The sequence below is a fragment of the Bradyrhizobium sp. HKCCYLRH3059 genome (assembly GCF_051168035.1).
In the GTDB taxonomy this organism is placed as follows: domain Bacteria; phylum Pseudomonadota; class Alphaproteobacteria; order Rhizobiales; family Xanthobacteraceae; genus Bradyrhizobium.
The window spans coordinates 536,424-560,822 of the sequence record NZ_JBNPUF010000003.1; the positions used below are offsets into that span (position 1 = coordinate 536,424).

At 67.1% G+C, this 24,399-nt stretch carries 18 protein-coding genes; 9 read left to right on the plus strand and 9 right to left on the minus strand.

What is annotated here, in order from left to right; genetic code table 11:
- Nucleotides 1-222: 222 nt before the first annotated feature.
- Complete coding sequence (locus ACQR13_RS13245) at nucleotides 223-1,887, minus strand: aminotransferase class III-fold pyridoxal phosphate-dependent enzyme (protein WP_409998622.1); 1,665 nt, start codon at nucleotides 1,885-1,887, stop codon at nucleotides 223-225.
- Between the two features lie 35 nt (nucleotides 1,888-1,922).
- On the opposite strand from ACQR13_RS13245, the gene asd reads away from it, so the two are divergent.
- The 6 genes from asd (at nucleotide 1,923) to ACQR13_RS13275 (ending at nucleotide 8,867) form a co-directional block, all read left to right on the plus strand.
- The gene (gene asd / locus ACQR13_RS13250) at nucleotides 1,923-2,798 is read left to right on the plus strand and encodes an archaetidylserine decarboxylase (protein ID WP_315750259.1); all 876 of its coding nucleotides are present in this window, start codon (nucleotides 1,923-1,925) and stop codon (nucleotides 2,796-2,798) included.
- A gap of 115 nt (nucleotides 2,799-2,913) precedes the next feature.
- Nucleotides 2,914-3,906, plus strand: coding sequence for an NUDIX domain-containing protein (locus ACQR13_RS13255; protein WP_315750260.1), 993 nt, complete (start codon nucleotides 2,914-2,916; stop codon nucleotides 3,904-3,906).
- 153 nt (nucleotides 3,907-4,059) lie between these two features.
- Nucleotides 4,060-4,575: a (2Fe-2S)-binding protein gene (locus ACQR13_RS13260; RefSeq protein WP_315750261.1), complete on the plus strand. Its 516-nt coding sequence runs from the start codon at nucleotides 4,060-4,062 to the stop codon at nucleotides 4,573-4,575.
- Nucleotides 4,572-5,588 (plus strand): FAD binding domain-containing protein, encoded by a 1,017-nt coding sequence (locus tag ACQR13_RS13265; RefSeq protein WP_315750262.1) that lies wholly within the window; start codon nucleotides 4,572-4,574, stop codon nucleotides 5,586-5,588. Before ACQR13_RS13260 ends, ACQR13_RS13265 begins: the two co-directional genes overlap by 4 nt.
- A 4-nt stretch (nucleotides 5,589-5,592) precedes the next feature.
- On the plus strand, nucleotides 5,593-7,797 hold the full coding sequence (locus ACQR13_RS13270; RefSeq protein WP_315750263.1) for a xanthine dehydrogenase family protein molybdopterin-binding subunit: 2,205 nt from the start codon (nucleotides 5,593-5,595) through the stop codon (nucleotides 7,795-7,797).
- A 176-nt stretch (nucleotides 7,798-7,973) separates the two neighbouring features.
- Nucleotides 7,974-8,867: a DUF3313 domain-containing protein gene (locus ACQR13_RS13275; protein ID WP_410052122.1), complete on the plus strand. Its 894-nt coding sequence runs from the start codon at nucleotides 7,974-7,976 to the stop codon at nucleotides 8,865-8,867.
- A gap of 113 nt (nucleotides 8,868-8,980) precedes the next feature.
- Here ACQR13_RS13275 and ACQR13_RS13280 read toward each other — a convergent pair whose 3' ends face one another.
- The 4 genes from ACQR13_RS13280 to ACQR13_RS13295 all read right to left on the minus strand — a co-directional run bounded on the left by ACQR13_RS13280 (nucleotide 8,981) and on the right by ACQR13_RS13295 (nucleotide 15,616).
- Nucleotides 8,981-10,255, minus strand: coding sequence for a DUF2130 domain-containing protein (locus tag ACQR13_RS13280; RefSeq protein WP_316173035.1), 1,275 nt, complete (start codon nucleotides 10,253-10,255; stop codon nucleotides 8,981-8,983).
- Between the two features lie 92 nt (nucleotides 10,256-10,347).
- Nucleotides 10,348-13,425 (minus strand): efflux RND transporter permease subunit, encoded by a 3,078-nt coding sequence (locus ACQR13_RS13285; protein ID WP_316173036.1) that lies wholly within the window; start codon nucleotides 13,423-13,425, stop codon nucleotides 10,348-10,350.
- Nucleotides 13,422-14,495 (minus strand): efflux RND transporter periplasmic adaptor subunit, encoded by a 1,074-nt coding sequence (locus tag ACQR13_RS13290; RefSeq protein ID WP_316226412.1) that lies wholly within the window; start codon nucleotides 14,493-14,495, stop codon nucleotides 13,422-13,424. The genes ACQR13_RS13285 and ACQR13_RS13290 overlap by 4 nt, the downstream gene beginning before the upstream one ends.
- Nucleotides 14,495-15,616: an efflux RND transporter periplasmic adaptor subunit gene (locus ACQR13_RS13295; protein WP_316173038.1), complete on the minus strand. Its 1,122-nt coding sequence runs from the start codon at nucleotides 15,614-15,616 to the stop codon at nucleotides 14,495-14,497. The genes ACQR13_RS13290 and ACQR13_RS13295 overlap by 1 nt, the downstream gene beginning before the upstream one ends.
- A gap of 315 nt (nucleotides 15,617-15,931) precedes the next feature.
- On the opposite strand from ACQR13_RS13295, the gene ACQR13_RS13300 reads away from it, so the two are divergent.
- A complete protein-coding gene (locus ACQR13_RS13300) occupies nucleotides 15,932-16,570 on the plus strand; it encodes a TetR/AcrR family transcriptional regulator (protein WP_316173039.1) in 639 nt (212 codons plus the stop codon).
- Between the two features lie 310 nt (nucleotides 16,571-16,880).
- On the opposite strand, the gene ACQR13_RS13305 is transcribed toward ACQR13_RS13300, so the two are convergent.
- Together ACQR13_RS13305 and ACQR13_RS13310 are read right to left on the minus strand one after the other, a co-directional pair.
- Nucleotides 16,881-17,180, minus strand: coding sequence for a hypothetical protein (locus tag ACQR13_RS13305; protein ID WP_315717796.1), 300 nt, complete (start codon nucleotides 17,178-17,180; stop codon nucleotides 16,881-16,883).
- 432 nt (nucleotides 17,181-17,612) lie between these two features.
- The gene (locus ACQR13_RS13310; RefSeq protein ID WP_316193137.1) at nucleotides 17,613-18,797 is read right to left on the minus strand and encodes a urate hydroxylase PuuD; all 1,185 of its coding nucleotides are present in this window, start codon (nucleotides 18,795-18,797) and stop codon (nucleotides 17,613-17,615) included.
- Nucleotides 18,798-18,996: 199 nt separating this feature from the next.
- On the opposite strand from ACQR13_RS13310, the gene ACQR13_RS13315 reads away from it, so the two are divergent.
- Nucleotides 18,997-19,299 (plus strand): hypothetical protein, encoded by a 303-nt coding sequence (locus ACQR13_RS13315; protein ID WP_316171704.1) that lies wholly within the window; start codon nucleotides 18,997-18,999, stop codon nucleotides 19,297-19,299.
- Nucleotides 19,300-19,322: 23 nt separating this feature from the next.
- Here the strand turns inward: ACQR13_RS13315 and ACQR13_RS13320 are convergent, their stop codons facing one another.
- Both ACQR13_RS13320 and ACQR13_RS13325 read right to left on the minus strand, forming a co-directional pair.
- On the minus strand, nucleotides 19,323-22,037 hold the full coding sequence (locus ACQR13_RS13320; RefSeq protein ID WP_316193136.1) for a molybdopterin-dependent oxidoreductase: 2,715 nt from the start codon (nucleotides 22,035-22,037) through the stop codon (nucleotides 19,323-19,325).
- Nucleotides 22,034-22,858, minus strand: a complete 825-nt coding sequence (locus tag ACQR13_RS13325; RefSeq protein WP_316171706.1) for an FAD binding domain-containing protein — start codon at nucleotides 22,856-22,858, stop codon at nucleotides 22,034-22,036. The genes ACQR13_RS13320 and ACQR13_RS13325 overlap by 4 nt, the downstream gene beginning before the upstream one ends.
- A 140-nt stretch (nucleotides 22,859-22,998) precedes the next feature.
- Between ACQR13_RS13325 and ACQR13_RS13330 the strand changes: the two genes are divergently transcribed.
- Nucleotides 22,999-24,345 carry an 8-oxoguanine deaminase gene (locus ACQR13_RS13330; protein WP_315717791.1) on the plus strand — a complete coding sequence of 449 codons (1,347 nt, stop codon included), beginning with the start codon at nucleotides 22,999-23,001 and terminating at the stop codon, nucleotides 24,343-24,345.
- The last annotated feature ends 54 nt before the right edge of the window (nucleotides 24,346-24,399 follow it).

The following is a 24,399-nucleotide window of genomic DNA, read 5'->3' on the forward strand; positions in this document are numbered from 1 at the left end:
GGCTGTGAGGTGAAATCGAGCGAGCTTGCAGCCATGCGGCACGTGCCACCTTCCCCTGGAGGGGGAGGGTCGACGCGTGCGAAGCGCGCGTCGGGGTGGGGTGATCTCTCCACTTGCTCACCCGCACCTCATGTGCGGACAGGCCGTCACCCCACCCCGGCGCGCATTTCGCTTCGCTCATGCGAGCCGACCCTCCCCCTTCAGGGGAGGGTGGTTGCGCCGTCAGCGCCCGAATGCGGCGCCGAGCATCTCTTTCAGAATCTGGCGCTTGATCGCCTTGTTGGTGAGCGTGCCGTCGTTCCACCACCAGCCGTCCTGCTTCATCTTCTCGGCCGCCGAGACGAAGCGCTTCGTCACCTCGGCAAAATCGGCGTCGGTGTAGTTCAGGCTGAAGATCAAGCGGCCGGTGCCGACCCAGCTCAGCGCCAGGCCCTCGGCACGCAGGTAGTATTGCAGCATCCAATTGTAGCGCGACGGCACGGTGTATTCGACCAGCCAGATCGAATGCATATTGGAGACGCGCACCGGCAGGTCGTGCTCGGCCAGCGCGGCGTTGAGCTGCGCGGCGCGGCCATTCCAGGTTTCATCCAGGCCGTCGTAGATGGCGCGGAGGTTCGGGCTGTCGAGCCGGCTCAGGAACTCGTCCATCGCCGCCATCACATAAGGATGCGAGTTGAAGGTGCCGCGGGCGAAGCAGATGTCGGCCGGGCGGTCGTCGCGGAAGCGGCGCATCAGCTCGCGCTTGCCGCAGACGACGCCGATCGGCAGGCCGCCGCCGAGGCTCTTGCCGTAGGTCACCATGTCGGCCTTGACGCCGAAATACTCCTGGGCGCCGCCCGGCGCGAGCCGGAAGCCGAGGAACACCTCGTCGAACAGCAGCACGATGCCGCGTTCCGTGCAGACCTCGCGCAGCTGCTTCAGCCAGGCGGTGTAGGCTTCGCGGTCGTAGCGACCCTTGCGCGAGGAATCGACCAGCGCCGAGTCGCCGGGCGCATTGCCGTTCGGATGCAGCGCCTGCAGCGGATTGACCAGCACGCAGGCGATGTCGCGCCGCGTGCGCAGGACGTGCAGCGTGCGCTCGGACATCTCGGCCAAGGTGTAGGTCTCGTGCGGCGCGATCGGGTTGCCGACGCCGGGCTGTACGTCGCCCCACCAGCCGTGATAGGCGCCGGCGAAGCGGACCAGATGCGTGCGGCCGGTGTGGTAGCGGGCGAGCCGCACCGCCTGCATCACCGCCTCGGTGCCGGACATGTGGAACGAGACCTCGTCCATGCCGGACAGCTCGGTCAGGCGCTTCACGTTGTCAGCGACGACCGGGTGATAGAGCCCGAGCACCGGGCCGAGCGCGCTCGCGCGCCGCTCGGCAGCCGCGATGCACTCCTTGTAGAAGTCATAGCCGAAGATGTTGACGCCGTAGGAGCCGGTGAGATCGTAGAACCGGTTGCCGTCGAGATCGGTCAGGGTCACGCCGGAGGAAGCCTGCATGAACGAGCCGGCGCCGAGCTGCTCCTTGACCAGACGGCTGTACTGGAACGGGACCCGGTAGCTCTGGGTGAACTGCAGGTCGGAGATGCGGCTTGCGGCTTCCGCCGTCAGCGCGCGGCTCTTGGCGAACTTCTCCTGGAACAGCGCGCCGAGCCGGAAGAAGCCGTCCTGGCGCTTCGTGGCGATCGCCCGCGGTGCGCCGTCGGACCGGAAGAAGTCGTCGATCTCGAACTCATAGCGCGGGATCAGCCTGGAGATCCGGCGCGACATCTTGGAATGGCCCGCCAGCGAGCGGTGCTTGGCGCGCGACAGTTCGATGCGGGCCTTGACCTTCGGGGCCATGGCGGCCGTCACGGCAGCGCCAACGGCGAGCGATACATAAGGAATCGAGTTTTCCATCATGTCCAAAAGCGCTAACCCCTCCTGCTGACAGATTCATGACAGTCAAAAGCCTGATCGCCTCCGTCACCCAACAGGAAGACCTCAACTTCCTGCTCACCAACCGCGTGCCGCGCGCCGCGCTGACCCGCTTCATGGGCTGGTTCTCCAAGATCGAGAACCCGCTCGTCCGGGACGCGTCGATCGCGCTGTGGAAGCTGTTCTCCGACCTCGATCTCTCCGAGGCCAAGGAGAGCCGCTTCAAGAGCCTGCACGCCTGCTTCACGCGCGAGCTGAAGCCCGGCCTGCGGCCGTTCGATCCCGATCCCGCCATCGTCACCAGCCCGTCCGACGGCATCATCGGCGCCCACGGCCTGATCCGCGACGGCGAGCTCTACCAGATCAAGGGCGCGCCCTATTCGCTGCGCGAGCTCGTCGCCGATCCGGCCGTGGTCGAGACCCATCGCAACGGCAGCTTCGTCACCTTGCGTCTGACCTCGAGCATGTATCACCGCTTCCACGCGCCGGCCGACATGACGATCGAGCATGTCAGCCTGATCCATGGCGACGTCTGGAACGTCAATCCGATCGCGCTGAAGCGGGTCGAGCGGCTGTTCTGCAAGAACGAGCGCGCGGTGATCCGCACGCATCTTACCTCCGGCGAGCCGTTCACGATCGTGCCGGTGGCGGCGATCCTGGTGGCGAGTATCCGCCTGCATGCGCTCGACCGCGTATTGAACGCGCAGACCGAGCGACCGCTCGCCTATGCCTGTAACAACAATGTGCGCAAGGGGGACGAGCTCGGCTGGTTCGAGCACGGCTCCACCATCATCCTGCTCGCGCCCGGCGACTTCACATTCTGCCCCGATGTGGCGGAAGGCGCCCGCATCCGGGCCGGACAGCCACTGTGGCGCAGGCGCGTCGCCGCCGGATGAATGTCAGGTCCACGCTTGCGGAATCTCGATTTCGGCGTTGCGCAGTCCTATATCGGAGCGTTCAACTGACGAATCAGACCGCGGGAGTTGCGGTCGTTGCGGCTCGGGAGAGGCGATGGCGAGAGCGCCGATCATGGCGGCAGGGGGCATCGTGCTGCGGCGGGAACAGCCGCCGCGCATCGCGGTCGTGCGCCTGCGCAAGCGCGACGAATGGGTGCTGCCGAAGGGCAAGCTCGACGACGGCGAGACGCCGCGCGACGCCGCCAGGCGCGAGGTGCTGGAGGAGACCGGCCACAAGGTCACCGTGCATGAATTCCTCGGCACCCTGGTCTACGATACCGGCACGCGTGCCAAGGTCGTGCACTACTGGCGCATGGAAGCGGCCGACGAGCCGTCGCAGCCGCTGATGGACGATGTCCGCGCCGTCGACTGGCTGCCGCTCGATGCGGCGGTGGGGCGGCTGTCGCGCGATCATGAGAAGACGTTCCTGGAGACCGTCGGGCCGTACGCGCTCGCAGGCCTGATCCGCAAGACCAAGGCGAAGTCCGCGCCCGAGGTGGTGGCGAAGACCGCCGCTGACAAGAAGCCGGTCGAGAAGGTCGCAGCGGAGACGGCGGCGGTCGCGGCAAAGCCTGCAACCGCCAGGAAGCGCCGCAGCCGGGTCGTGGAGCCCGCCCCAGCGCCGGCTCCGGAGATCGCCGACTTCGCGATCGCAGTGCCGGGCGAGCAGCCCGCCGAAGCCGTGCTTGCGGCTGCGGCGCCCGACCTCGGTCAATCCGAACCGACTGCTTCGGATCCGGCAGCAGTGCCGGCGGAGGCCCACCCGGTCCCGATGGCGGCCGAACCCGCTGCAAGCGCGCGTGAGCCGGCGGACCTCGAGCGTATCGAGGCCGTGGCCGCAGCGATCAAGTCGCTCGTGCCGAGCAAGGCCGCGCCGGATGCCGAAAGCAGCCCGAGTAAGGACAGGCCGTCGGACGTGCCGAATGCCGGCGCAGAAGCCGCCGCGCCGCGCGAAGACGTGGCCGCCGCGGATGCGGAGGCGCTGGATGGTGCGCCACGCCGCAGCCTGGCCCAGAAGATGCGGGCGTGGCTCGGCCGCGCCGCCTGAGTCTGGTTGACGAAACGATTGATCGGCAAGCGGTTCTGCCGTGCACATTCTGCGCGTGCCGGCTGAGCAATTCCTGCTGTCCGCTGCTCGAAGATTGCCAAGAACCATTCGCGCCATCGCGGGTTGATGCGGGTCCGTCAACGGAGACCCCGCATGAGCCCGTCGCCACCGCGCCAGAGCGCCGCGTCCACCGCAAAGCCTGCCCCTCTGTCCGTCACGCTTCAGATCAATGGCCAGTCGCACACGCTGTCGGTGGCACCCTGGACCACGCTGCTCGATCTCCTGCGCAATCATCTCGACCTCACCGGCACCAAGAAGGGCTGCGATCACGGCCAATGCGGCGCTTGCACCGTGCTGATCGACGGCCGCCGCGTGCTCTCCTGCCTGACGCTCGCGGTCATGAAAGACGGCGCCGAGATCACGACCATCGAGGGACTCGCCAAGGGTGATGAGCTGCACCCGCTGCAGCAGGCCTTCATCGATCACGATGCCTTCCAATGCGGCTATTGCACGCCGGGCCAGATCTGCTCGGCCGCCGGCCTGATCGCCGAGGGCAGGGCGAAGACGAAGGACGAGATCCGCGAGCTGATGAGCGGCAACATCTGTCGTTGCGGCGCCTATCCGAACATCGTCGGCGCCATCGAGCAGGCGATGGGAGGCAGCCGATGAACAATTTCGACTACGCGCGCGCCAGCGATGTCGCCGAGGCCGTCAGGCTGAAGGCGGCGACGCCGGAGGCCAAGTTCATCGCCGGCGGCACCAACCTGATCGACCTGATGAAGTATCACGTCGAGCAGCCGCGTCAGCTGATCGACATCAGCCACCTGCCGCTGACGAATGTGGAGGAGACGAGCGCCGGCGGCGTCAGGATCGGCGCGCTGGTCCCGAACAACACGCTCGCCTATCACCCCCTCATCGAGAGCCGCTATCCGCTGCTGGCGAGCGCGATCCTCGCCGGCGCCTCGGCGCAGCTGCGCAACATGGCCTCGACCGGCGGCAATCTGCTGCAGCGGACGCGCTGCGCCTACTTCTACGACGTCGCCACGCCCTGCAACAAGCGCACGCCCGGCGCCGGCTGCTCGGCGGTCGACGGTCTCAACCGCGGCCATGCCATCCTCGGCGCCAGCGCCGATTGCATCGCGACCCACCCCTCCGACATGTGCGTGGCGCTCGCCGCGCTCGACGCCAAGGTGCAGGTCGCGGGCTCCTCGGGCGAGCGCGTCATCGCCCTTGCGGACTTCCATCGGCTGCCCGGCGACCGGCCGGATCTCGACAACACGCTGCGCGTCGACGAGATCATCACCGCGATCGAGCTGCCCCCGCAGGGCTTCGCCGCGAATCACAGCTATCTGAAGATCCGCGATCGCCTGTCCTACGCATTCGCGCTGGTCTCGGTCGCCGCTGCGCTCGAGCTCGACGGCGGCCGCATCGGCGAGGCGCGCCTGGCGCTCGGCGGCGTCGCCCACAAGCCGTGGCGCAATGAGGCGGCCGAAGCCGCGCTGCGCGGGCAGGCGCCGGATCCCCAGGCGTTCGGCCGCGCTGCGAACATCCTGCTGAGCGATGCGAAAGCCGCCACGCACAACGCCTTCAAGATCCCGTTGGCGCGCCGCGCCATCGTGCGCACCCTGACCCAGGCCGCGAACGCAACGCCCCAGATTCAAGCCATCAAGACCATCCGGTGATGTCATGACAGCTCGCATCGGCACAGCCACCTCCCGCATCGACGGCCGCGCCAAGGTCACCGGTGTCGCCAAATATGCCGCCGAGTTCACCGCGCCCGATCTCGCCTTCGGCGTCGTGGTCAATTCCACCATTCCGAAGGGGCGGGTCGTGCGCATCGATACCGGCCGCGCCCTGGCCGTCGACGGCGTCCTCGACGTGCTGACCCACGCCAACCGGGTCAGGATGGCGGACAACGATGACGCATTTCGCGACGAGGTCGCGCCGGAGGACGGCTCGCCCTATCGTCCGCTCTATGACGACCGGGTGCATTTCAACTACCAGCCGGTGGCGCTGGTCGTCGCCGAGGACGAGGACACCGCGCGTTTCGCGGCGACGCTGGTCGCGGTAGAGTATCTGGCCGAGAGCTTCGCGACCGACCTCCATGCGCGGCGCGAGCAGGCTTTCAAGGTCGACAAGCCGCTCAAGCCGCGCGGCGACGCGACAAAGGCGCTTGCCGGCGCAGCCGTGCGTCACGATGCCGACTATGGCGTCCCGATCGAATATCACAACCCGATGGAGCTCTACGCGTCGACAGTGCTCTGGCGCGAGGGCGGCAAGCTCGTGGTCTACGACAAGACCCAGGGCGTGCAGAATGTGCAGCGCTACGTCTGCAGCGTGTTCCAGCTGAAGGAGGACGACGTCCAGGTGATGTCGCCGTTCGTCGGCGGCGCGTTCGGCTCCGGCCTGCGGCCGCAATACCAGGCGGTGCTCGCCGCCATGGCCGCGCTGAAGCTGAAGCGCGCGGTGCGCGTCGTGCTCAGCCGCGCCCAGATGTATGGCCTGTGCTATCGCCCTGCGACGATCGAGCGGCTGGCGCTCGGCGCCCGTGAGGACGGTACGCTGGCGGCGCTGACGCACGAGGCCGTTGCGATGACCTCGCAGCACGAGGCGTTCTCGCGCAACGACATCGGCTGGGGCGATGTGCTCTACACCTCCGCCACTTCGCGCGCGACGCACCGCCTCGCCAAGCTCGACGTGCCGACGCCCGGCGACATGCGCGCTCCCGGCGCCGCCAGTGGCGTCTACGGGCTGGAATGCGCGATGGACGAGCTCGCCGTCGCGCTGAAGATGGATCCTCTCGAATTGCGCCTGCGCTGCTATTGTGTTCGGGATCAGGACAAGGATCTGCCGTTCTCCAGCAAGCGGCTGAAGGAGTGCTATCAGCAGGGCGCCGAGGCGTTCGGCTGGTCGAAGCGCAATCCCGAGCCGCGGTCGATGCGTGACGGCCGAGAACTCGTCGGCTGGGGCATGGCGAGTGGTGCCTGGGAGGCATTGCAGATGCCGTTCGCGACGCGGATCGTGATGACGGCGAATGGACATGTCGAGGTGGCGAGCGCGACCTCCGATATCGGCACCGGCACCTACACGATCATGGCGCAGGTCGCCGCCGACATGCTCGGCGTGCCGCTCGACAGCATCAATGTGAAGCTGGGCGACTCCACGCTGCCCAAGGCGCCGGTGGAGGGAGGTTCGTGGACCGCAGCCTCGATCTCGCATGCGATCGTCAACGCGGCCGATGATATCCGGGCGGAGCTGCTGAAGATCGCGCACACCATCCCGGGCTCGCCGTTGCAGGGGCTCACCGCCGACGAAGTGACGCTCGCCGATGGCGCCATCGTCGCCATTTCCGATCGCAGCCGGTCGTTGGCGATGTCGGACGTGATGCGTCACGGTGGCAAGGACCGCATCGAGAAGGAGCGCGGCTCGGATTTCGAGGACGACGACAAGCACGCCCACAACACCCACTCGGCGGTTTTCGCCGAAGCGAAGGTTGATGAGGAGCTCGGTGTGATCAGGGTGACGCGTATCGTCAATGCCGTCGCCGCCGGGCGCATCCTCAACACCAAGACGGCTTTGAGCCAGATCATGGGCGGGGTCGTCATGGGCATCGGCATGGCGTTGCACGAAGAAGCCCAAATCGACCAGCGGTTCGGGCGCATCATGAACGCCAACATCGCCGAGTATCACATGCCGGTGAATGCCGACGTTCACGATATCAAGGTGATCTTCGTCGACGAGGAGGATCGCATCATCAACAAGATGGGCATCAAGGGCGTCGGCGAGATCGGCATCGTCGGCGTCGCCGCGGCGATCGCCAACGCGGTCTATCACGCCACCGGAAGGCGCATACGGGATTTGCCGATCACGTTGGACAAGCTGGTGGGGTGAACCGTCTTCTCTCGGCCATAATGGCGCCGGAGCGAGCCGCGCTCGCCACACCGTCTCCCTTGTTGGTGCCGTTTCGAAACATCTCTCCATGCTTCCGCCCCACGCCGTCCGAAATCTCGGAGAAGGATGCGCCGCCCGCGAGAGGGCGATCATCGTGGGCGTGAGGCGGGAGAAGCATGGTCGAGATCGACGTCGCGGCTTTCGTGAGATCCTGTACCCCCGCCACCATCCGCCTGATGATGCTGTGCGCGGCGCTCGGCCTGTCGGGCTGCGCCACGGCGCAGATGACGCAGAGCGGCGCGCTCGCATCCTATCAGTCGCTGGCGGAATCGAACGGTCTGCTCGCCAAGTCGCAGCTCAACGTCGACAAGGACAATGTGCTCGCGGCCCAGACCGTGCGTATCATGCCGACATCCTTCTCGGGCCAGGCCGGCGCGGTGCTGACGGACCAGCAGCGGCAGCTCGTCGCCAATGCCGTCGACCGCGCGCTGTGTCTCAACCTGAGCGAACGCTTCACGGTCGTGGCGCCCAATCAGAGGGCCGATCTGACGACGCGCACCTTCATCACCCAGGCGACGCCGACCGATCCGGTCGCCGCCGGTGCGTCGAAGGTCGTGTCGGCCGTGCCGGGCGCGCTCGGCGTTCCCGTTCCGGTGCCGCGGCTGCCGATCGGGCTCGGCAGTCTCACGATCGAGGCTGAAGCGCTCGACCGCAAGGGCCGGCAGCAGGCCGCAATGGTATGGGCGCGCGGCGCCAATTCGTTCACCAACTCGCCGGTGCTGTCGCAGGCCGGCGATGCCTATGATTTGGCAGGTTCGTTCAGCGCTGATTTCGGCCAGATGCTGGTGACCGGCGAGACCCCGTTCGGCAAGGTGCCGAAGCTGCCGTCGATCGAACGGATCAGCGCGGCGCTCGGCGGCAAGCCGAAGAACGCGGCGTGCGAGGCGTTCGGCAGGGATCCCGGGGTCATCGGCATGGTCGCCAACCGTCTGGGCGCACCGCCGGAATGGGTCGACAAGGGCGCTGTGCCAAGGGACGCACAGGCGAGCACGCAGATCGCGAAGCAGTAGCGGTCATCTGCATCCGCATGCCGCCATGGGAATTCGAGACGCGGCCGCGTCGGAAAGCATAAACGCGCTGCGGGTGTTGGCACACCTCGGATCGGGGCGGCGGCCGGTGTGCGCTACTCCGCCGCCTCGCTCTTGCCCTCGATCAGCAGCACGTCGAGGCTCTCGATCTCCTGCATCGCGCGGCCGGCGATGCCCTGCAGGTCGCCATACAGGCCTGCCGTCGAATCCAGCACGCTGCGCAGTTGCTCCTCGCGCTTGGCCCACAGCCGCATCATGGTCTTGCGCTCGCGGTCGAGATCCGACTGCATCTCGGTGAAGCGCTCGACGATGGCGTCGATGCGGTGGCGGAAGCGGGGCCCCGTGAGATAGGCGTAGACCATCTCCATCTTGGTCTGCTGGCCCTCCTGCGCGAGCTTGCTGCAGGCGACGTCGATCAGCGACTGCCGCAGTGCCAGCGACAGTGGCAGCGCGAAGCGCGGCTCGGCGACCCAGACGCCGTCGATCAGGTCGAAGCCGTCGACCCCCTTGGGCAGCGCGCTCGAGACGATCAGCGCGATGTCGGCCTTGGCGGCGCGTAGGTCGTCGCGCAGTTTCACCAGCCAGCCATCGCTCCAGTTCTTGGTGCGCTTGGATTCCCACAGGATCGCGCCGCAGGCCTGGCCACCGGGGCCGACCACGCGATGGATCACGTCGCCGCCGAACTCGCCCTTCGGAACCGGCTCGACCAGGTCGCGGGGAAAGCGCGCGCGCAGTTGTGACTCCAGCTCGATCTCCAGTGCCTCGCCCTGCAGCTGCTGCGAGCCCTGCTCGGCCTTGCGGCGAAGCTCCTCGATCTGGCGCTGCATGCCTGCGATCTGGGTCTCCTTCTCGGCGACCTTGGCCTTCAGAGACTCCTCCGCCTCGAGCCGCGCCTTGTCGCGCACCGCGACGAGATTTTCCTGCACCTTGGTCTCGATGGTGAGATCGAGCTCGCGGCGGGCCTCGTCGAGCTCACGCTGCTTGCGCATCATCTCCGCCTGCGCCTTCTGCGCATCCGCCAGCTTGGCGTCCTTGCTGACGATGGCCTCGTGCAGCTCCGCGAGCTGGCGATCGCGGTTGCCCATCTCGTCGGCCACCGCCTGTCGTGCCTTCTCGGCCTCGGCCTGCGCGATCGCAGCGCGTTCGGCCTTCAGCTTGGTGGCGACCTGCTGGTCGATCGCAGCCTTGGCCTGCGCGATCTGCTCCTGCGCGGCCTTGAGCTGCGCCTCGCGGCGGCCGAAATCGACTTCTTTCGCCTGGAGCTGCCTCTCGAACTGCCGGCGCGTCTCCGCGATCAGGGGCGCTGCGAGCTGCTCGGTCAGCTTGATCTCGGTGCGGCAGGAGGGGCAGACGATCTGAGGATCGGTCATGATTCGCTTCCTTCCATGAAAGCCGAATCTAACCGGCCGCCGCGTGGCGTTTAACCCACGCGAACGGCTTATCCCACGCAATTATCCGCGATTCACGCCCCGTGCGGCGTGGCCTCGGACGTCGCCGTCGTGTCCGGCGCCTTGATGCGGAACCAGGCGACGTAGAGCGCCGGCAGGAACAGCAAGGTCAGCACCGTGCCGACGATGATGCCGCCCATCATCGCATAGGCCATCGGACCCCAGAACACTTCGCGCGCGATCGGGATCAGCGCCAGCGAGGCCGCGGCCGCCGTCAGCATGATCGGCCGCATGCGGTGCTCGGTCGCCTCCATCACGGCCTCCCACGGCGGCCGTCCTTCTTCGCGCAGATGCTCGATCTGCACGATCAGGATCACCGAGTTTCTGATCAGGATGCCGATCAGCGCGAGCACGCCGAGGATGGCGACGAAGCCCAGCGGCGCGCCGCTCGGCAGCAGTGCTGCGACGACGCCGATCAAGGCCAGCGGGGCCACCGCGAACACCAGGAACAGCCGCTGGAAGCTCTGCAGTTGCAGCATCAGGATGGTGGCCATGGTGAACAGCATGATCGGGACGACCGCGATGATCGGCGCCTGGCTCTTGGCGCTCTCCTCGACGCTGCCGCCGGTGACGACCTTGTAGCCGGCCGGAAGCTTGGCGTCGAAGGCCGTGATCGCCGGCTTGAGCTGATCGACCACCGTGTTCGGCTGCACCTGATCGATCACGCTGGCCTTCAAGGTCAGCGTCGGCTGGCGCGAGCGGCGCCAGATCTCCGGCTGCTCGATCTGGTAGCGCAGGGTCGCGAGCGCCGCGAGCGGGATCGACTGGCCGTTGGATCCGGAGAGCTGCAGGTCGCGCAAGGTCTCCAGCGACTGCCGTTCCTTGGCCTGGGCGCGGCCGCGTACGTCGATCAGATAGATGTCGTCGCGCACCTGGGTGATCGAGGTGCCGTCGAGCACGCTGTTCAGCGCATTCGCGATGTCCTCCGAGGTGACGCCGAGCTGGCGCGCCTTGTCCTGCAGCACGTCGACCTTCACGACGCGCGCCGGCTCCATCCAGTCGAAGATGACCGCCCCGAGATGGCTGTTGCCGCGCAGGACGCCGGCCAATTCCTGCGCGATCTCGCGCACTTTGGCGACATCGGGCCCGCTGACGCGATACTGCACCGGGCGGCCGACCGGCGGGCCGATGTCGAGCAGATGCACATAGGCGTCGGTGCCGGGGAACGTCTTGGTCAGATAGGCCTGCAGCTTGGCGCGGGCACGGTCGCGCGCCTCGAGGCTCTTGGTCACGATGATGATCTGGCCGAACGACACGTCGGCCGGCTGCACGTCGAACGACAGCACGAAGCGCTGGGCGCCGGAGCCGACATAGGTCGACCAATGGTCGATGTCGGGATCGCCCTTCAGCGCCTCCTTCTCGAACTGCGCCATCTGCGTGTTGGTCTCGGCGATCGAGGAGTTCTGCGGCAGGTTGAAGTCGATGACGAGCTCATTGCGGTCAGAGGAGGGGAAGAACTGCTGTTGCACGAAGCGCATGCCGAACACCGACAGCCCGAAGATCAGGACCGTGGCGACGATCGTGGTCCAGCGGTTCCGCATGCAGGCATTGAGCATGGCGCGGAAGATCCGGGTCAGCCGGCCGCCCTCGGCATGGTGACTCGGCAAGGTCGCGGGCAGGATGGTGACGCCGAGCAGCGGCGCGAACAGCACGGCCACGATCCAGGACACGACCAGCGACACCGCGATCACGACGAACAGCGTGAAGGTGAACTCGCCGGCGGCGCTGTTGTTGAGGCCGATCGGGATGAAGCCGGCGACCGTGACCAGCGTGCCCGTCAGCATGGGGAAGGCGGTCGAGGTGTAGACGTAGGTTGCGGCCTTGCGCAAGGAGTCGCCGACCTCGAGCCGCGCCACCATCATCTCGACCGCGATCATGGCGTCGTCGACCAAGAGGCCGAGCGCGATGATCAGCGCGCCCAGCGAGATACGTTGCAGCGAGATGCCGGTGTAGGCCATGAACAAGAAGGTGATGGCGAGTACCAGCGGGATAGAGATCGCGACCACGAGGCCGGCGCGGACGCCGAGGCTGACGAAGCTGATCGCGAGCACGATGATCACGGCCTCATACAGCGCCTTGGTGAAGCCGCCGACGGCTTCCTCGACGATCTTGGGCTGGTCCGAGACGAGATGCACGCCGACGCCGACCGGCAGGTCGGCGACGACCTTGGTCATCTCCTCCTTCAGCGCCTCGCCGAAGTCGAGCAGATTGGCGCCGGCCTTCATGCCGATGGCAAGTCCGATCGCCGGCTGGCCGTTGAAGCGGAACAGCGACGTCGGCGGGTCCTCATAGCCGCGGGTGATGGTGGCGACGTCGGTGAGCGGGAAGAAGCGGTCGTTGATGCGCAGGTTGATCGCCTTGAGGCTCTCCTCGGAGGTGAACTGGCCGGAGACGCGTACGGCGACGCGCTCGGGGCCGGCCTGCAGCACGCCGGACGGCGACACCGCATTCTGCGCCTGCAGCGCGTTGAGGATGGTGCGCTGGTCGATGCCGAGCGCGGCCACCTTGCGCGGCGAGAATTCGAGATAGATCACCTCGTTCTGCGCGCCGACGATGTCGACCCGGCCGACATTGGGCACGGTCAGCACCTTGGCGCGGACCTCCTCGACGCGGTCGCGCAGCTGGCGCTGGCTGAGGCCGTCGCTGGTGAAGGCGTAGATGTTGCCGAACACGTCACCGAAGCGGTCGTTGAATCCCGGCCCGACGACGCCGGACGGGAAGTCGCCCCTGATGTCGTTGATCAGGTTGCGCACCTGCAGCCAGGTCGGGACGACGTCGCGTGCCTTGGTGGTGTCGCGCAGATTGACGAACACGGTGGTCTGGCCGGGCACCGTCAGGCTCTTGGTGTAGTCGAGCGCCGGCAGCTCCTCCAGCTTCTTCTCGATGCGGTCGGTGACTTGCCGCGTCATCTCCTCGGCGGAGGCGCCGGGCCATTTGGCCTGGATCAGCATCGTCTTGATCGTGAAGGACGGATCCTCCTCGCGGCCGAGATGCACGTAGGAGAAGAGGCCCGCGGCCATGAAGGCGATCATGAAATACCAGACGAGCGAGCGGTGCTCGAGCGCCCAGTCGGAGAGGTTGAAGGACTTCACGGCTGAGATTCCTGATCGATGCGGACGGACTGGCCATCCTTGAGACTGTGCACGCCGGCGGTGACGACGCGCTGCCCGGCTTCGAGGCCGCCGGTGACGCGGACGCTGCCGTCCTCGTTGCGGGCGATCGTGATTTCCTGCCGCTTCACCGTCTTGCTGGTAGCGTCGACCAGCCAGACGAAGCTCTTGTCGTTCTGCTCGAGCACAGCCGAGCGCGGCAGCCGGATGACGGTCTTCTGCTCGATATCGAGCGAGGCGGTCACCGTGGTGCCGAGCCGCATGATCTCGGGCGGATTGTCGAGCGTGATGCGGATGCGGCGCGTGCGCGTGGTGGCGTCGGCGCGCGGCGCGATCTCGCGCACCTTGCCGGCGGCGCTGACGCTGGGATCGACCTGTAGCCGCACGGTGAACGGCGTGCCGGCCTGCAAGGCCCCGGCGATGTCGTCGCCGACATCGATGACGGCTTCGCGGATGTCGGGCCGCGCGACGGTGACGACGCTCACGCCCGGCGAGACGACCTGTCCGACTTCCGCGCCGACCGCGGTGACGATGCCGGCGAAATCCGCCTTGAGCTGGGCGTAGCCGAGCTGCTCACGCGCCTTGGCGAGATTGGACTGCGCCTTGACGACGGAGGCCTGGGCGGCTGCGCGCGACTGCTCCGCGCTCTCCAAGGTCGCCTTGGTGGTGGCGTCGGTTTCCAGCAAGGTCCGCTGCCGGCCCTCGGTGCCGGTCGCATTGGTCAGTTGCGCCTGGCTGCGCGAGACCTCGGCGGCCGAGGCACGCACGGCGAGCTCGAGCGCGGCGGGATCGATCGCCGCGACGACCTGGTCCTGCTTGACCATGTCGCCGATATAGACGGGCCGTGCGATCAGCCGTCCGAGCACGCGGAAACTGAGATCGGCCTTGTAGCGCGGCTCGATCGTGCCGGTGACGGCCGAGCCGTTGGCCGCCTGCGGCTCGATCTTCATCGACAGCACCGGCCGGACCGGCTCGGGAGCGGCGGCCTTTTCGTTGCAGCCGGCGAGCAGAGCGAGCGCGCCGAGCGGAAGAACACAACGCATGGGCGTCATCACGACCGCTTCTCCTCGTTGAATACGATCTGTTGGCCGACGCTGAGCAGCTTGCCGCCATCGGTCACGACGCGGTCACCCGGTTGCAGCCCGGCCGACACCACGATCGCGCCGGTCTCGTAGTCCTCGATCGTGATCGGCTTCAGCGACACGGTCTTGTCGGCGGCATCGACCAGCCACACCGCCGGCGTCTTGCCGGCCGCGGTGAGCGCGCTCCAGGGCAGCACGATGCGTTGCTCCGGCTTGATGAAGCCGGTGACGCTGACGGCGCTGCCGAGGATCATCTCGGGCGGCGGATTTTCGATTGCCATCTTGACACGGACGGTCCCGGATTTGGGATCGATGGTCGGCGAGACTTCGCGCACTTGACCCTTGGCCGTCACCGAGGGATCCGAGAGCAGCGCAATCGCGGCCTTGGTGCCGTCGAACTTCAACGACAGCGCCGCCTCGTAGACGTCGACCACGGCATCGCGATCGCCGTCACGCGCGAGCGTGAACACGGACTGCGCCGCCTGTGCCACCTGGCCGACCTCGATATTGCGCGCGGTGATCGTGCCGTCGGCGTCGGCGCGCAACTCGGTGAAGGTCAGCGCGTCCTTGGCGGTGTCGCGCTGGGCCTTGGCGGATTCCAGCGAGCCTTCCGCCGTCCGCAGCGTCTCCTGGGCCTGGTCGAAGGTCGCGCGCGTCGTGAAGCCGCTGGAGAGCAGCGTCTGCTGCCGATTGAAGTTGGAGGTCGCGACCTTCACCTGCGACTCCGCGGCGGTCACGGCGGCCTCGGCGGAATCCAGGTCGGCCTGCTGCTCGGCCGGATCGATCCTGGCGAGCAACTGTCCGGCCTTGACGTGCGCGCCGACCTCGACGAGCCGCTCCGTGACGCGGCCGCTGACCCTGAACGACAGGTCGGCGAGCACGCGCGCCTGGACGTCGCCGGTCAGCGTGATTGATTGCCGGCGCTCCGACAGCTTGACGACCTCGGTTCGCACCAGCCGGGACGGCGGTGCGGTTGCGGCCGTTTTCTGCTCGCAGCCGGCCAGCAGCAGGCCGACGGCAGCACAGCCGGCCGCGGCCAGCAGGCGTGAGCCCGGCGCCCGAAGGAAGGGGAATCCTGTGATTGGAGACATGGTCGTATCTTCGGCCCGGTTGGGTGGTGGCGATCATTCCCGTCCTGCCGCGCAAGCACGCAAGGACAGGAAAGCGCCTGTTGGTCGTCAGCAGCGCCGCAGAATCCGCGCAGCGCCCGCCGTTGCAGGCAAGGTTCACGCGAAAGTTGAACACCATCCTCTTGACAGTGCGTGAATTAGACAATCAAATCTAGAATATTTCGTCTAGTAACATTCTCGTGGCGGTTTCGAATTCCCCCTGTGTGGGTTGCCGGGCGCTCCCGTTGGGACATCGGCCATCGCTGCCGCCGCGGTGAGCCAAGGCATGACGCGAACGTGCGACGCAAAGCTGCGACCGACCTGAATGACCCCGCGCGCACGACATCACGTGCGCCGCGCCAGGCGCGGGGCCGTGAGCGGCGCGAGCAGCTGCTCGACGCCGCAGCCGCCATCATCGCCGAGTCCGGGATTGGTGCCGTCAGCATGCATGCCGCGGCCCAGCGCGCCGGCGCCTCGATCGGCTCGGTCTATCACTTCTTCCGTGACAAGGATCAGATGCTGGATGTGCTCGCCGAACGTCACGATGCCGAGCTGCAGCCGGCATTCGATCGCGTGCTGCAGCGGAGCGATGCGGAATGGGCAGCGTTGGCGCCCGCCGAGGTCATCGAGCAACTGATCGGCTGGGCGATCCGCTACTTCGTCCGCCACCCCGATGCGCTGGCGACGCTCGATCTGCACGACCAGACCGTGCATGCCGAGTTCAGGGCCGTCATCGACCGCGTCATGCGCGCCAGGCTTGGCGACGAACTGGGCAAACAGGCGGCCACTACGCTCGATGCCGTCGTGCTCGGCACCCTGCTGTTCACGCGCGAGCAGGATCCGCGCAGTCGCGACGTCGTGGTCGCCGCGTTGCCGGAGATGATGGCTACCTATCTGAACGCTCTCGAGGCGAAGCGGAAGCGGACGAAGGCATGAGGTACAGGCGGCGTATCGATGCGATCAGGGCGGCTATCTGAACGGCCACGCGCTGCTCTTCCGATGCATCGCCACTGTGCGCGGCGTCGCCGTGTCCGCGATCGGCTGGGCCGGAAGGACGATCTGGTCGTCGACGTTCCAACGGTCGAGCTCGTAGCGCCATTTGCCATTCTCCGATGTGCGATAATCGCAGTCCTTCAGCGCGCGATCGCGAGACGGTGGATCGATGACCGTAGACGTCGTTCGGCGCTGGCGACGATGCTGACGATCAGGCGGAACGACGAGGCCGGCGCGGACGTACGCATCCCGCTCATCGCACGGGGCCCGCCGGCGACGGCGTGTCGACATGATCCATCGTCGTCATCGACACCGGCTGCGGCTCGTCGATGAGAGCGGAGCGATCGCGACGACGTGCCAGACGCCGCTCGCTGCTCCGGTCGCGCCTGATGGCGATCCCTTCGACCAGCCGGGCCACGACGCCGACCACGGCAAAGCTCAAGAGCAGCGAGATGCACAGCAGCCCCAGATAGAGCTTCAGCACCGAGCTTGCGAAGCAGGCAAGCGCGATGAGCGCGACAATGGCCAGCCGGCCTTTGACGGAGATCGACATGATGGGGCGTTTCGCTGGTAGCTGATTGTGGGCGCCACTCTAGCGCCATGTTTTCTGCCGCCAAGCCGCGTCCCAATGGGTGGTAAATTTTGCCGCAAGGTCATGACGACAATCGGATGTGCTCCAGCTCAATCGTCGTCGCACGCGTCGCAGTTCAACTCCGCGTTGCGAAGATCCGGTTGTCCTTGTGCCGGCTTCGCGCATTCGTCGTGGGGAACCGAAGCGAGCATCCATCGTCGCCGAGGTCCGGCCTTCCCTGCGCCCTCTCGTTACGATGAGGGCCGAGATATCGCACGATCCGGGCGCATCGCGTCGCGGCAACGCGAAGCCGCGTCATCTCTCCGAGTAACGGATCAAATGCGTTTCTGCGCATCAGTACCCGACGAGACCGGCTGTTTGAGATGGCCAGCAAGACGATCGGCAGACGTGCTGCTACTGCGCGCTGGCCCACGCCGCAAGCACGGCGCGCTCCTCGCCGGTGATCTCGGTGATGTTGCCGGGCGGCATCGCGTTGGACCAGGCGGCGTTGCGCGCGATCAGCCGCGCATTGCGCTGGATGTGCTCGGCGGTGTCGAGCCGCACGCCCCGGGGCGCGCTGACGATGCCGTCCCACACCGGCTCGGCGGCATGGCACATGCTGCAGCGGGAGGTCACGATCTCCTCGACCTGCGCGAAACTCGGCTGTGCCGTTGCGGCGACCTTGGCGTCGCGTGGGCCGGCCGCGGACAGCAGCAGGATGCCGATCATGCCGGCGGCGGCCACGCCCCACACCCACCATGGCGACGGGTTGCCCTTGTGACGCTCGTTGAAGAAATGCCGGATGACGGGTCCGAGCGCGACCACGATGGCGACGATCACCCAATTGTAGCGGGTGCCGAACAAGAGCGGATAGTGATTGCTGATCATCAGCACCACCACCGGCAGGGTCAGATAGTTGTTGTGGACCGAGCGCTCCTTGCCGGCCTTGCCAAGCTTGGGATCCGGCGACTCGCCGGCGAGCAGCGCGGCGACGATCTTCTTCTGGTTGGGGATGATCACCGCGAACACGTTGGCGACCATGATGGTGCCGATGATGGCGCCGATCTGGTTGAAGGCGCCGCGGCCGCTCAGCACGTGGGTGAAGGCGTAGGTGAGCGCGACGAGGAAGATGTAGCCGCCGATCGCGAATGGCAGTTCGTGCCGGGCAAGGCCGCTGCGGCAGGCGGCCTCGTAGAGCAGCCACGCCAGCGCCAGCGAGCCGAAGCTGAACAGGCCGGCCTGAAGGGGCGTGAGATCGAGGATCGACTTGTCCACCAGGAACAGGTCGGCGTTGAGATAGTACACCACGATCATCAGCACGAAGCCGGACAGCCAAGTGGTGTAGGCCTCCCATTTGAACCAGGTCAGCTCGCTCGGCATCTGCGCCGGGGCCACCAGATATTTGACGATGTGGTAGAAGCCGCCGCCATGCACCTGCCAGGCCTCGCCCATCACGCCGGTCGGCAGGCCCTCGCGCGGTCTCAGGCCGAGGTCGAGCGCGATGAAGTAGAACGAGCTGCCGATCCAGGCGACGGCGGCGATCACGTGCAGCCAGCGGAAGATCAGGCTCAGCCATTCCGATATGATCGAAGCCCACATCGTGCGCTCATCTCCTTCGACAGGGCAAGTCCAGAGCCGAGTGCCGGCGTCTCATCTGTGGCATCGATCGCATCTGATTTCCAGCGCGTCGCTGTGGCAGTCAGTGCACAACAGATTAGCTGTCATGCGCGCGTGATGCGGTGGACTCCGGCGGCGCGATTGCGTCCAATGTGGCGGTCTGACAAGCGGGACGGGCGGAATGACGAGACTGGTTCTGATCATGCTGGTGTTGGGACAGTTCGCTGGTGTGCCTCTGGCGGCGGCGCAGACCGCACCCAAGCAGAGCACGGCCAAGCGCGCCGATGCCTGCGCGCCGATCGGACGAACCGAGGACGGCAAGCTGGTCTATGCGATGAAATGCGAGAGCATCCCCAAGCCGGTCGCTCCCGTCGCCCCGCCACAGGCGGCCGCCCAGCCGTCGGAGCCGGCTGCGGAACCGGAGCCCGAGACCCAGCGGAGCGGCCTGTTCGGTTGGTCGTACGATCGCCGACCCAAGCCATAGCGCAGCCGTTTCCCCAGACCGCCTCATTCACCGAATTTCTCCTGCAACTGCGGAAGCAGCCGGTCCGGCTTGAACGGCACGGCCGTGAAGCGGATGCCGGTCGCGGCGCGCAGCGCGTTGCCGAGCGCGGCGGCGACCGGATTATAGGGGCTCTCGCTCATCGACTTCGCCCCCAATGGGCCGATCGTGTCGTGGGTGTCGGCAAACAGCACCTCGGTGCGCGGCACGTCGGCATAGGACGGCAGGTGATAGTCGCGGAAGCGCGGATTGATCACGCGGCCCGTGTCGTCGATCACGATCTCCTCGTACAGCGCGGCACCGAGCGCTTGGGCCACGCCGCCCTCGACCTGGCCGCGGCACTGCATCGGATTGGCGACCCGGCCGGCATCCGCGGCCTGCACGCTCTTGAGGATCCTGACCTCGCCGGTCCCCTTGTTCACAGCGACGCGAAAACCCTGGACGTTGAACGCGACCGAGCGCGGCGTGCCCTGCGAACTGCCGCTCGCGGTGAGCGGCGATCCGCTGGCGTTCGCGAGCTCGGCGAAAGCGAGACGGTGTGCGCCGCAGGTGATTGCATCATCGGCGATCACGCAGGCGCCGGGAGCGACGTTCCACCTGTCGGCAGCGAACCGCTTGATCGTCTCGGCCAGCGCCTCGGCCGCAGCCTGGGTCGCGCGTCCCGCGACGAAGGTGCCTGTCGAGCCATAGGCGCCGGTGTCGTGGCCGCCATGCGCCGTGTCGGACTGCTTCAGCGTGATGCGATCGACGGTGGTGCCGAGCACGGTCGCGGCGATCTGGCGATGGACGGTGCTGGTGCCGTTGCCGAATTCGGCGGTGCCGACGGTGAGCACGAAGCCGCCGTCGTCGCGCAGGCTGACGGTGGCATCGGCGATATGGCCATCGGGCGGCACGGTGTCGATCATCGTCAGCGCGATGCCATCGCCCTTCAGCCACTCGGCCGCCAGCTCCGGCGTCGGCGTGGCCTCGGCCATCGCGCGCTCGACCAGATCAAGGCACTGGTCGAGCCCGTAGGAGCCGTACAGCACGTCGCTGGGCTCCGATGCCGGCGGCGCCAGCATGGCATCGCCCAGCCTGACGATGTTGCGGCGTCGCATCTCGAAAGCGTCGATGCCGAGCTGCCGCGCGAGCTCGTCGATCGCGGCTTCGACCGCGAAGGTGGTTTGCGGCAGGCCGTAGCCCCGATAGGCGCCGGCCGGCACCGTGTTGGTGTAGACGGCGAGGCCGTCGACCTTCTTGTTGGGACAATTGTAGACCGAGATCGACTCGGCGCAGGCATGGAACAGCACGGGCCCGGCATGATTGCCGTAGGCGCCGGTGTTGGAAAGAACATCGAGCTGCAGCGCGGTCAGCTTGCCATCCTTGTCGGCGCCGGCCTTGACCGTGACGCGCATCGGATGCCGCGTCGAGGTCGCGATGAACTGCTCCTCTCTGGTGAATTCGAGCTTCACGGGGCGCTTTGTCTTCAGCGCGGCGAGCGCGAGGATGTCCTCGACGAACATCTCCTGCTTGCCGCCGAAGCCGCCGCCGACGCGCTCGCAGAACACGCGGACATTATCGGGCGCGAGGTCGAAGATCTCGCACAGCGCCCGTTTCGTCAGGAACGGCACCTGCGTGCTGGAACGGACGGTGAGCACGCCCTTCTCGTCGAGCCAAGCGAGACCGCCGTGCGTTTCCAGCGCCGCATGCTGCACGCGCTGGGTGGTGAAGGTGCCTTCATAGGTCGCGGCGGCGGACGCGAGCGCGGCGGCGACGTCGCCGAACTCGCCATGGGTCTCGGCGACGATGTTGCGGGCGACGTCCGCGATGCGATGCGCGCTGCCACGGCCGGCGTGAATGACCGGCGCGCCGGGCTCGATCGCGTCAGCGGGATCGACCACGGCAGGCAGGATCTCGTAGTCGACGACGAGACACCGACAGGCCTTTTCGGCCGCTGCCTCGGTCTCGGCGACGACGGCCGCGACCTTCTGGCCGATGAAGCGCACGAGATCGTCGAGCACGCGGGTGTCGGCCGGATCCATCCACGCCTGCTCATGGCGCGCGGTGGAGAACAGCGCCGCCGGCGCATCCTCGTGCGTCAGCACCGCATGCACGCCGGGCACGGCCAGCGCAGCCCTCTTGTCGATGCCGACGATGCGCGCATGCGCGTGCGGCGAGCGCGCGAGCTTGACGTGCAGCAGGCCTTCGACCGTCGTGTCGAAGGTATAGCGCGCCCGGCCGCGTACGACGTCGGGGCCGGCGGGGGCGGGCAGGCTGCGTCCGAAGGCTTCGCCGGCTGTGACCTGCTCGACATGAACGTGGCCGAGCAGCGCGTCCTCGATGGCGCGATAGCCGGTGCAGCGGCATAGATTGCCCTTCAGCGCCGCGCCGAGATCCTTCTTCTGCGCCTGGTTCAACGAGGCGCAGGTGACGATCATGCCGGCGGTGCAGAAGCCGCATTGGAACGCCTGCGCATCGAGGAAGGCCTGCTGCATCGGATGCAGGCCGTCATCGGTCGCGAGGCCTTCGACAGTCGTGACCGCCTTGCCATCGGCACGAAAGGCAGGGATCAGGCAGCTATGCACCGGTTCGCCGTCGAGCAGCACAGTGCAGGCACCGCAATCGCCGGCGTCGCAGCCCTTCTTGACGCCGAAATGGCCGGTGTCGCGCAGAAAGGTCCGCAGGCATTGCCCGGGGCGCGGGGCAGCATCGACCTCCTTGCCATCCACGATCACGCTCATGGCCTGAAGCCCGCGAACTCGGCGCGGATCTCCTCGGCGAGGCGCAGAGTCATCGCCTTGCGCCAGGCGGGCTTGCCATGAACATCATCATGATACGACGCGTCTGGGATGCTGCCGAGAATGCCGGCGCGCAATTCGGTTGGGTCGGGCATCGTGGCGAAGCGCAGCTGCTGCGGCTTGATCGTCGATCCGGTTACCGTGAGCAGCAGGTCGCCGCTGCGGCCCGAGGTGCCGATCAGCAGCGCGCCGGAGCGTCCGACCGGTGTGAGGGCGATCTGGCGGAAGGCAGTGCGGCGCTTGAGCGCGGCCAGCGGAACGTCGATCTGGCGCAGCAGATCTCCAGGCGCGAGCACGTTGCTGTTGTTTCCGGTGACGAAGTCGGTGACCTGGATGCGCTGCTCGCTGCCGTCGTTCTTCCAGATCGTGCAGACGCCCTCGAGCGCGGCGAGCAGCGAGATCATCGGCCCGGCCGGCAGCGACATGCAGAGATTGCCGCCCACGGTCGCCGTCTTCCAGATCTTGAACGAAGCGAGGAACGCGCGGCAGCATCGATCGATCAGCGGCGCCGCGATCCACTCGGCCGGGCAGGGCAGCGCGTCCAGATCGGCGACGCTGCAGGTCGCGGCGATGCACAGGCCCTGATCGCTGATGCTGAGAGACGGCCAGGCGAGATCGCTGAGATCGATCAGCCGCGACAGGCGCGGCTGCGGTTCCGAGAAAAGCCACGTGCCGCCGGCCAGCCAGGCATCGCCTGCCTGCCAGCTGGGCAGTTCGGCCCGCGTCCTCGGGCGCACGACCGCCGTGATGGTGTTCAGATCCATGGTGAAGCCAGCTCGTGGGCGCAGCCTATCGCGGGTGGAATCCTTGCAAGACCAGCGCCAACTGGCAATAGGATGACGCTGGCCTTCCGCTTGCAAGTTACCGGCACATGCAAACGCCCAATCACCGAGACGAGGCAGCCATGAGCACGACGCCGATCTGGATCAAGGACCCGCTCGCCATTCTCGCCGAGGGTGCTGCGCGCGGTGTCGTCGTCAAGGACGGCCGCATCGCCGAGCTGGTGCCTGCCGGGGCCGAGCCGGCCACCGCTGATGCGGCGATCTATGATGCCAGCGGGCATGTCGTGATCCCCGGGCTGATCAACACCCATCATCACTTCTACCAGACGCTGACGCGCGCGCTGCCGGCTGCGATGGACCGCGAGCTGTTCCCCTGGCTGAAGGCGCTCTATCCGATCTGGGCGAAGCTGACGCCGGAGGCACTGGATGCGGCGGTCACGGTTGCGATGGCCGAGCTGATGCTGTCCGGCTGCACGACGACGACCGATCATCACTACGTGTTTCCGGCCGGCCTCGAGGACGCGGTCGGCATCGAGGTGGCGGCTGCGAAGCGGCTGGGCATTCGAGTGCTATTGACCCGCGGCTCGATGAACCTGTCCGAGCGCGACGGCGGACTGCCGCCGGACAGTGTGGTGCAGGACGAGGATACGATCCTCGCCGACAGCGAGCGCGTGGTCGCGACCTATCACGAGCGCGGGCCGGATGCGATGGTGCAGATCGCGCTGGCGCCATGCTCGCCGTTTTCGGTCACGGGATCGCTGATGCAGAAGACGGCCGATCTCGCCGACAAGCTCGACGTGCGGCTGCATACCCATCTCGCGGAGACCGAGGACGAGAACCGCTTCTGCGAGGCGATGTTCGGCTGCCGTCCGCTCGACTATCTGGAGAAGCATGGCTGGCTCGGACCGCGAACCTGGCTGGCGCACGGCATCTTCTTCAATGCCGAGGAGATGAAACGGCTCGGCAAGGCCAAGACCGCGATCACTCACTGCGCCTGCTCGAACCAGTTGCTCGCATCCGGCTGCTGCCCGGTGTGCGAGATGGAGGAGGCGGGCGTCGGGATCGGCCTCGGCGTCGACGGCTCGGCGTCGAACGACGGCTCAAACCTGATGCAGGAGGTGCGTGCCGCGTTCCTGCTGCAGCGGGCGCGCTACGGCGTTGGCCGGATCAGCCACAAGGATGCGCTGCGCTGGGCGACGAAGGGCTCGGCCGCCTGCGTCGGCCGGCCGGAGCTCGGCGAGATCGCGGTCGGCAAGGCCGCCGACCTCGCGCTGTTCAAGCTCGACGAGCTGCGCTTCTCGGGTTCAGGGGATCCGATCGCGGCGCTGGTGCTGTGCGGTGCGCATCGCGCCGATCGCGTGATGGTCGGCGGAAGATGGACCGTGATCGACGGTGCCATTCCGGGGCTGGACGTCGGCGGGCTGATCGATCGGCACAGCGCGGCCGCCAAGGCCATGCGGGGAGGGTGAAGCGCGCAGCGTTGGAAAATATCCGCTTGAGAACTCCCCCCGACGTGTGGGGGG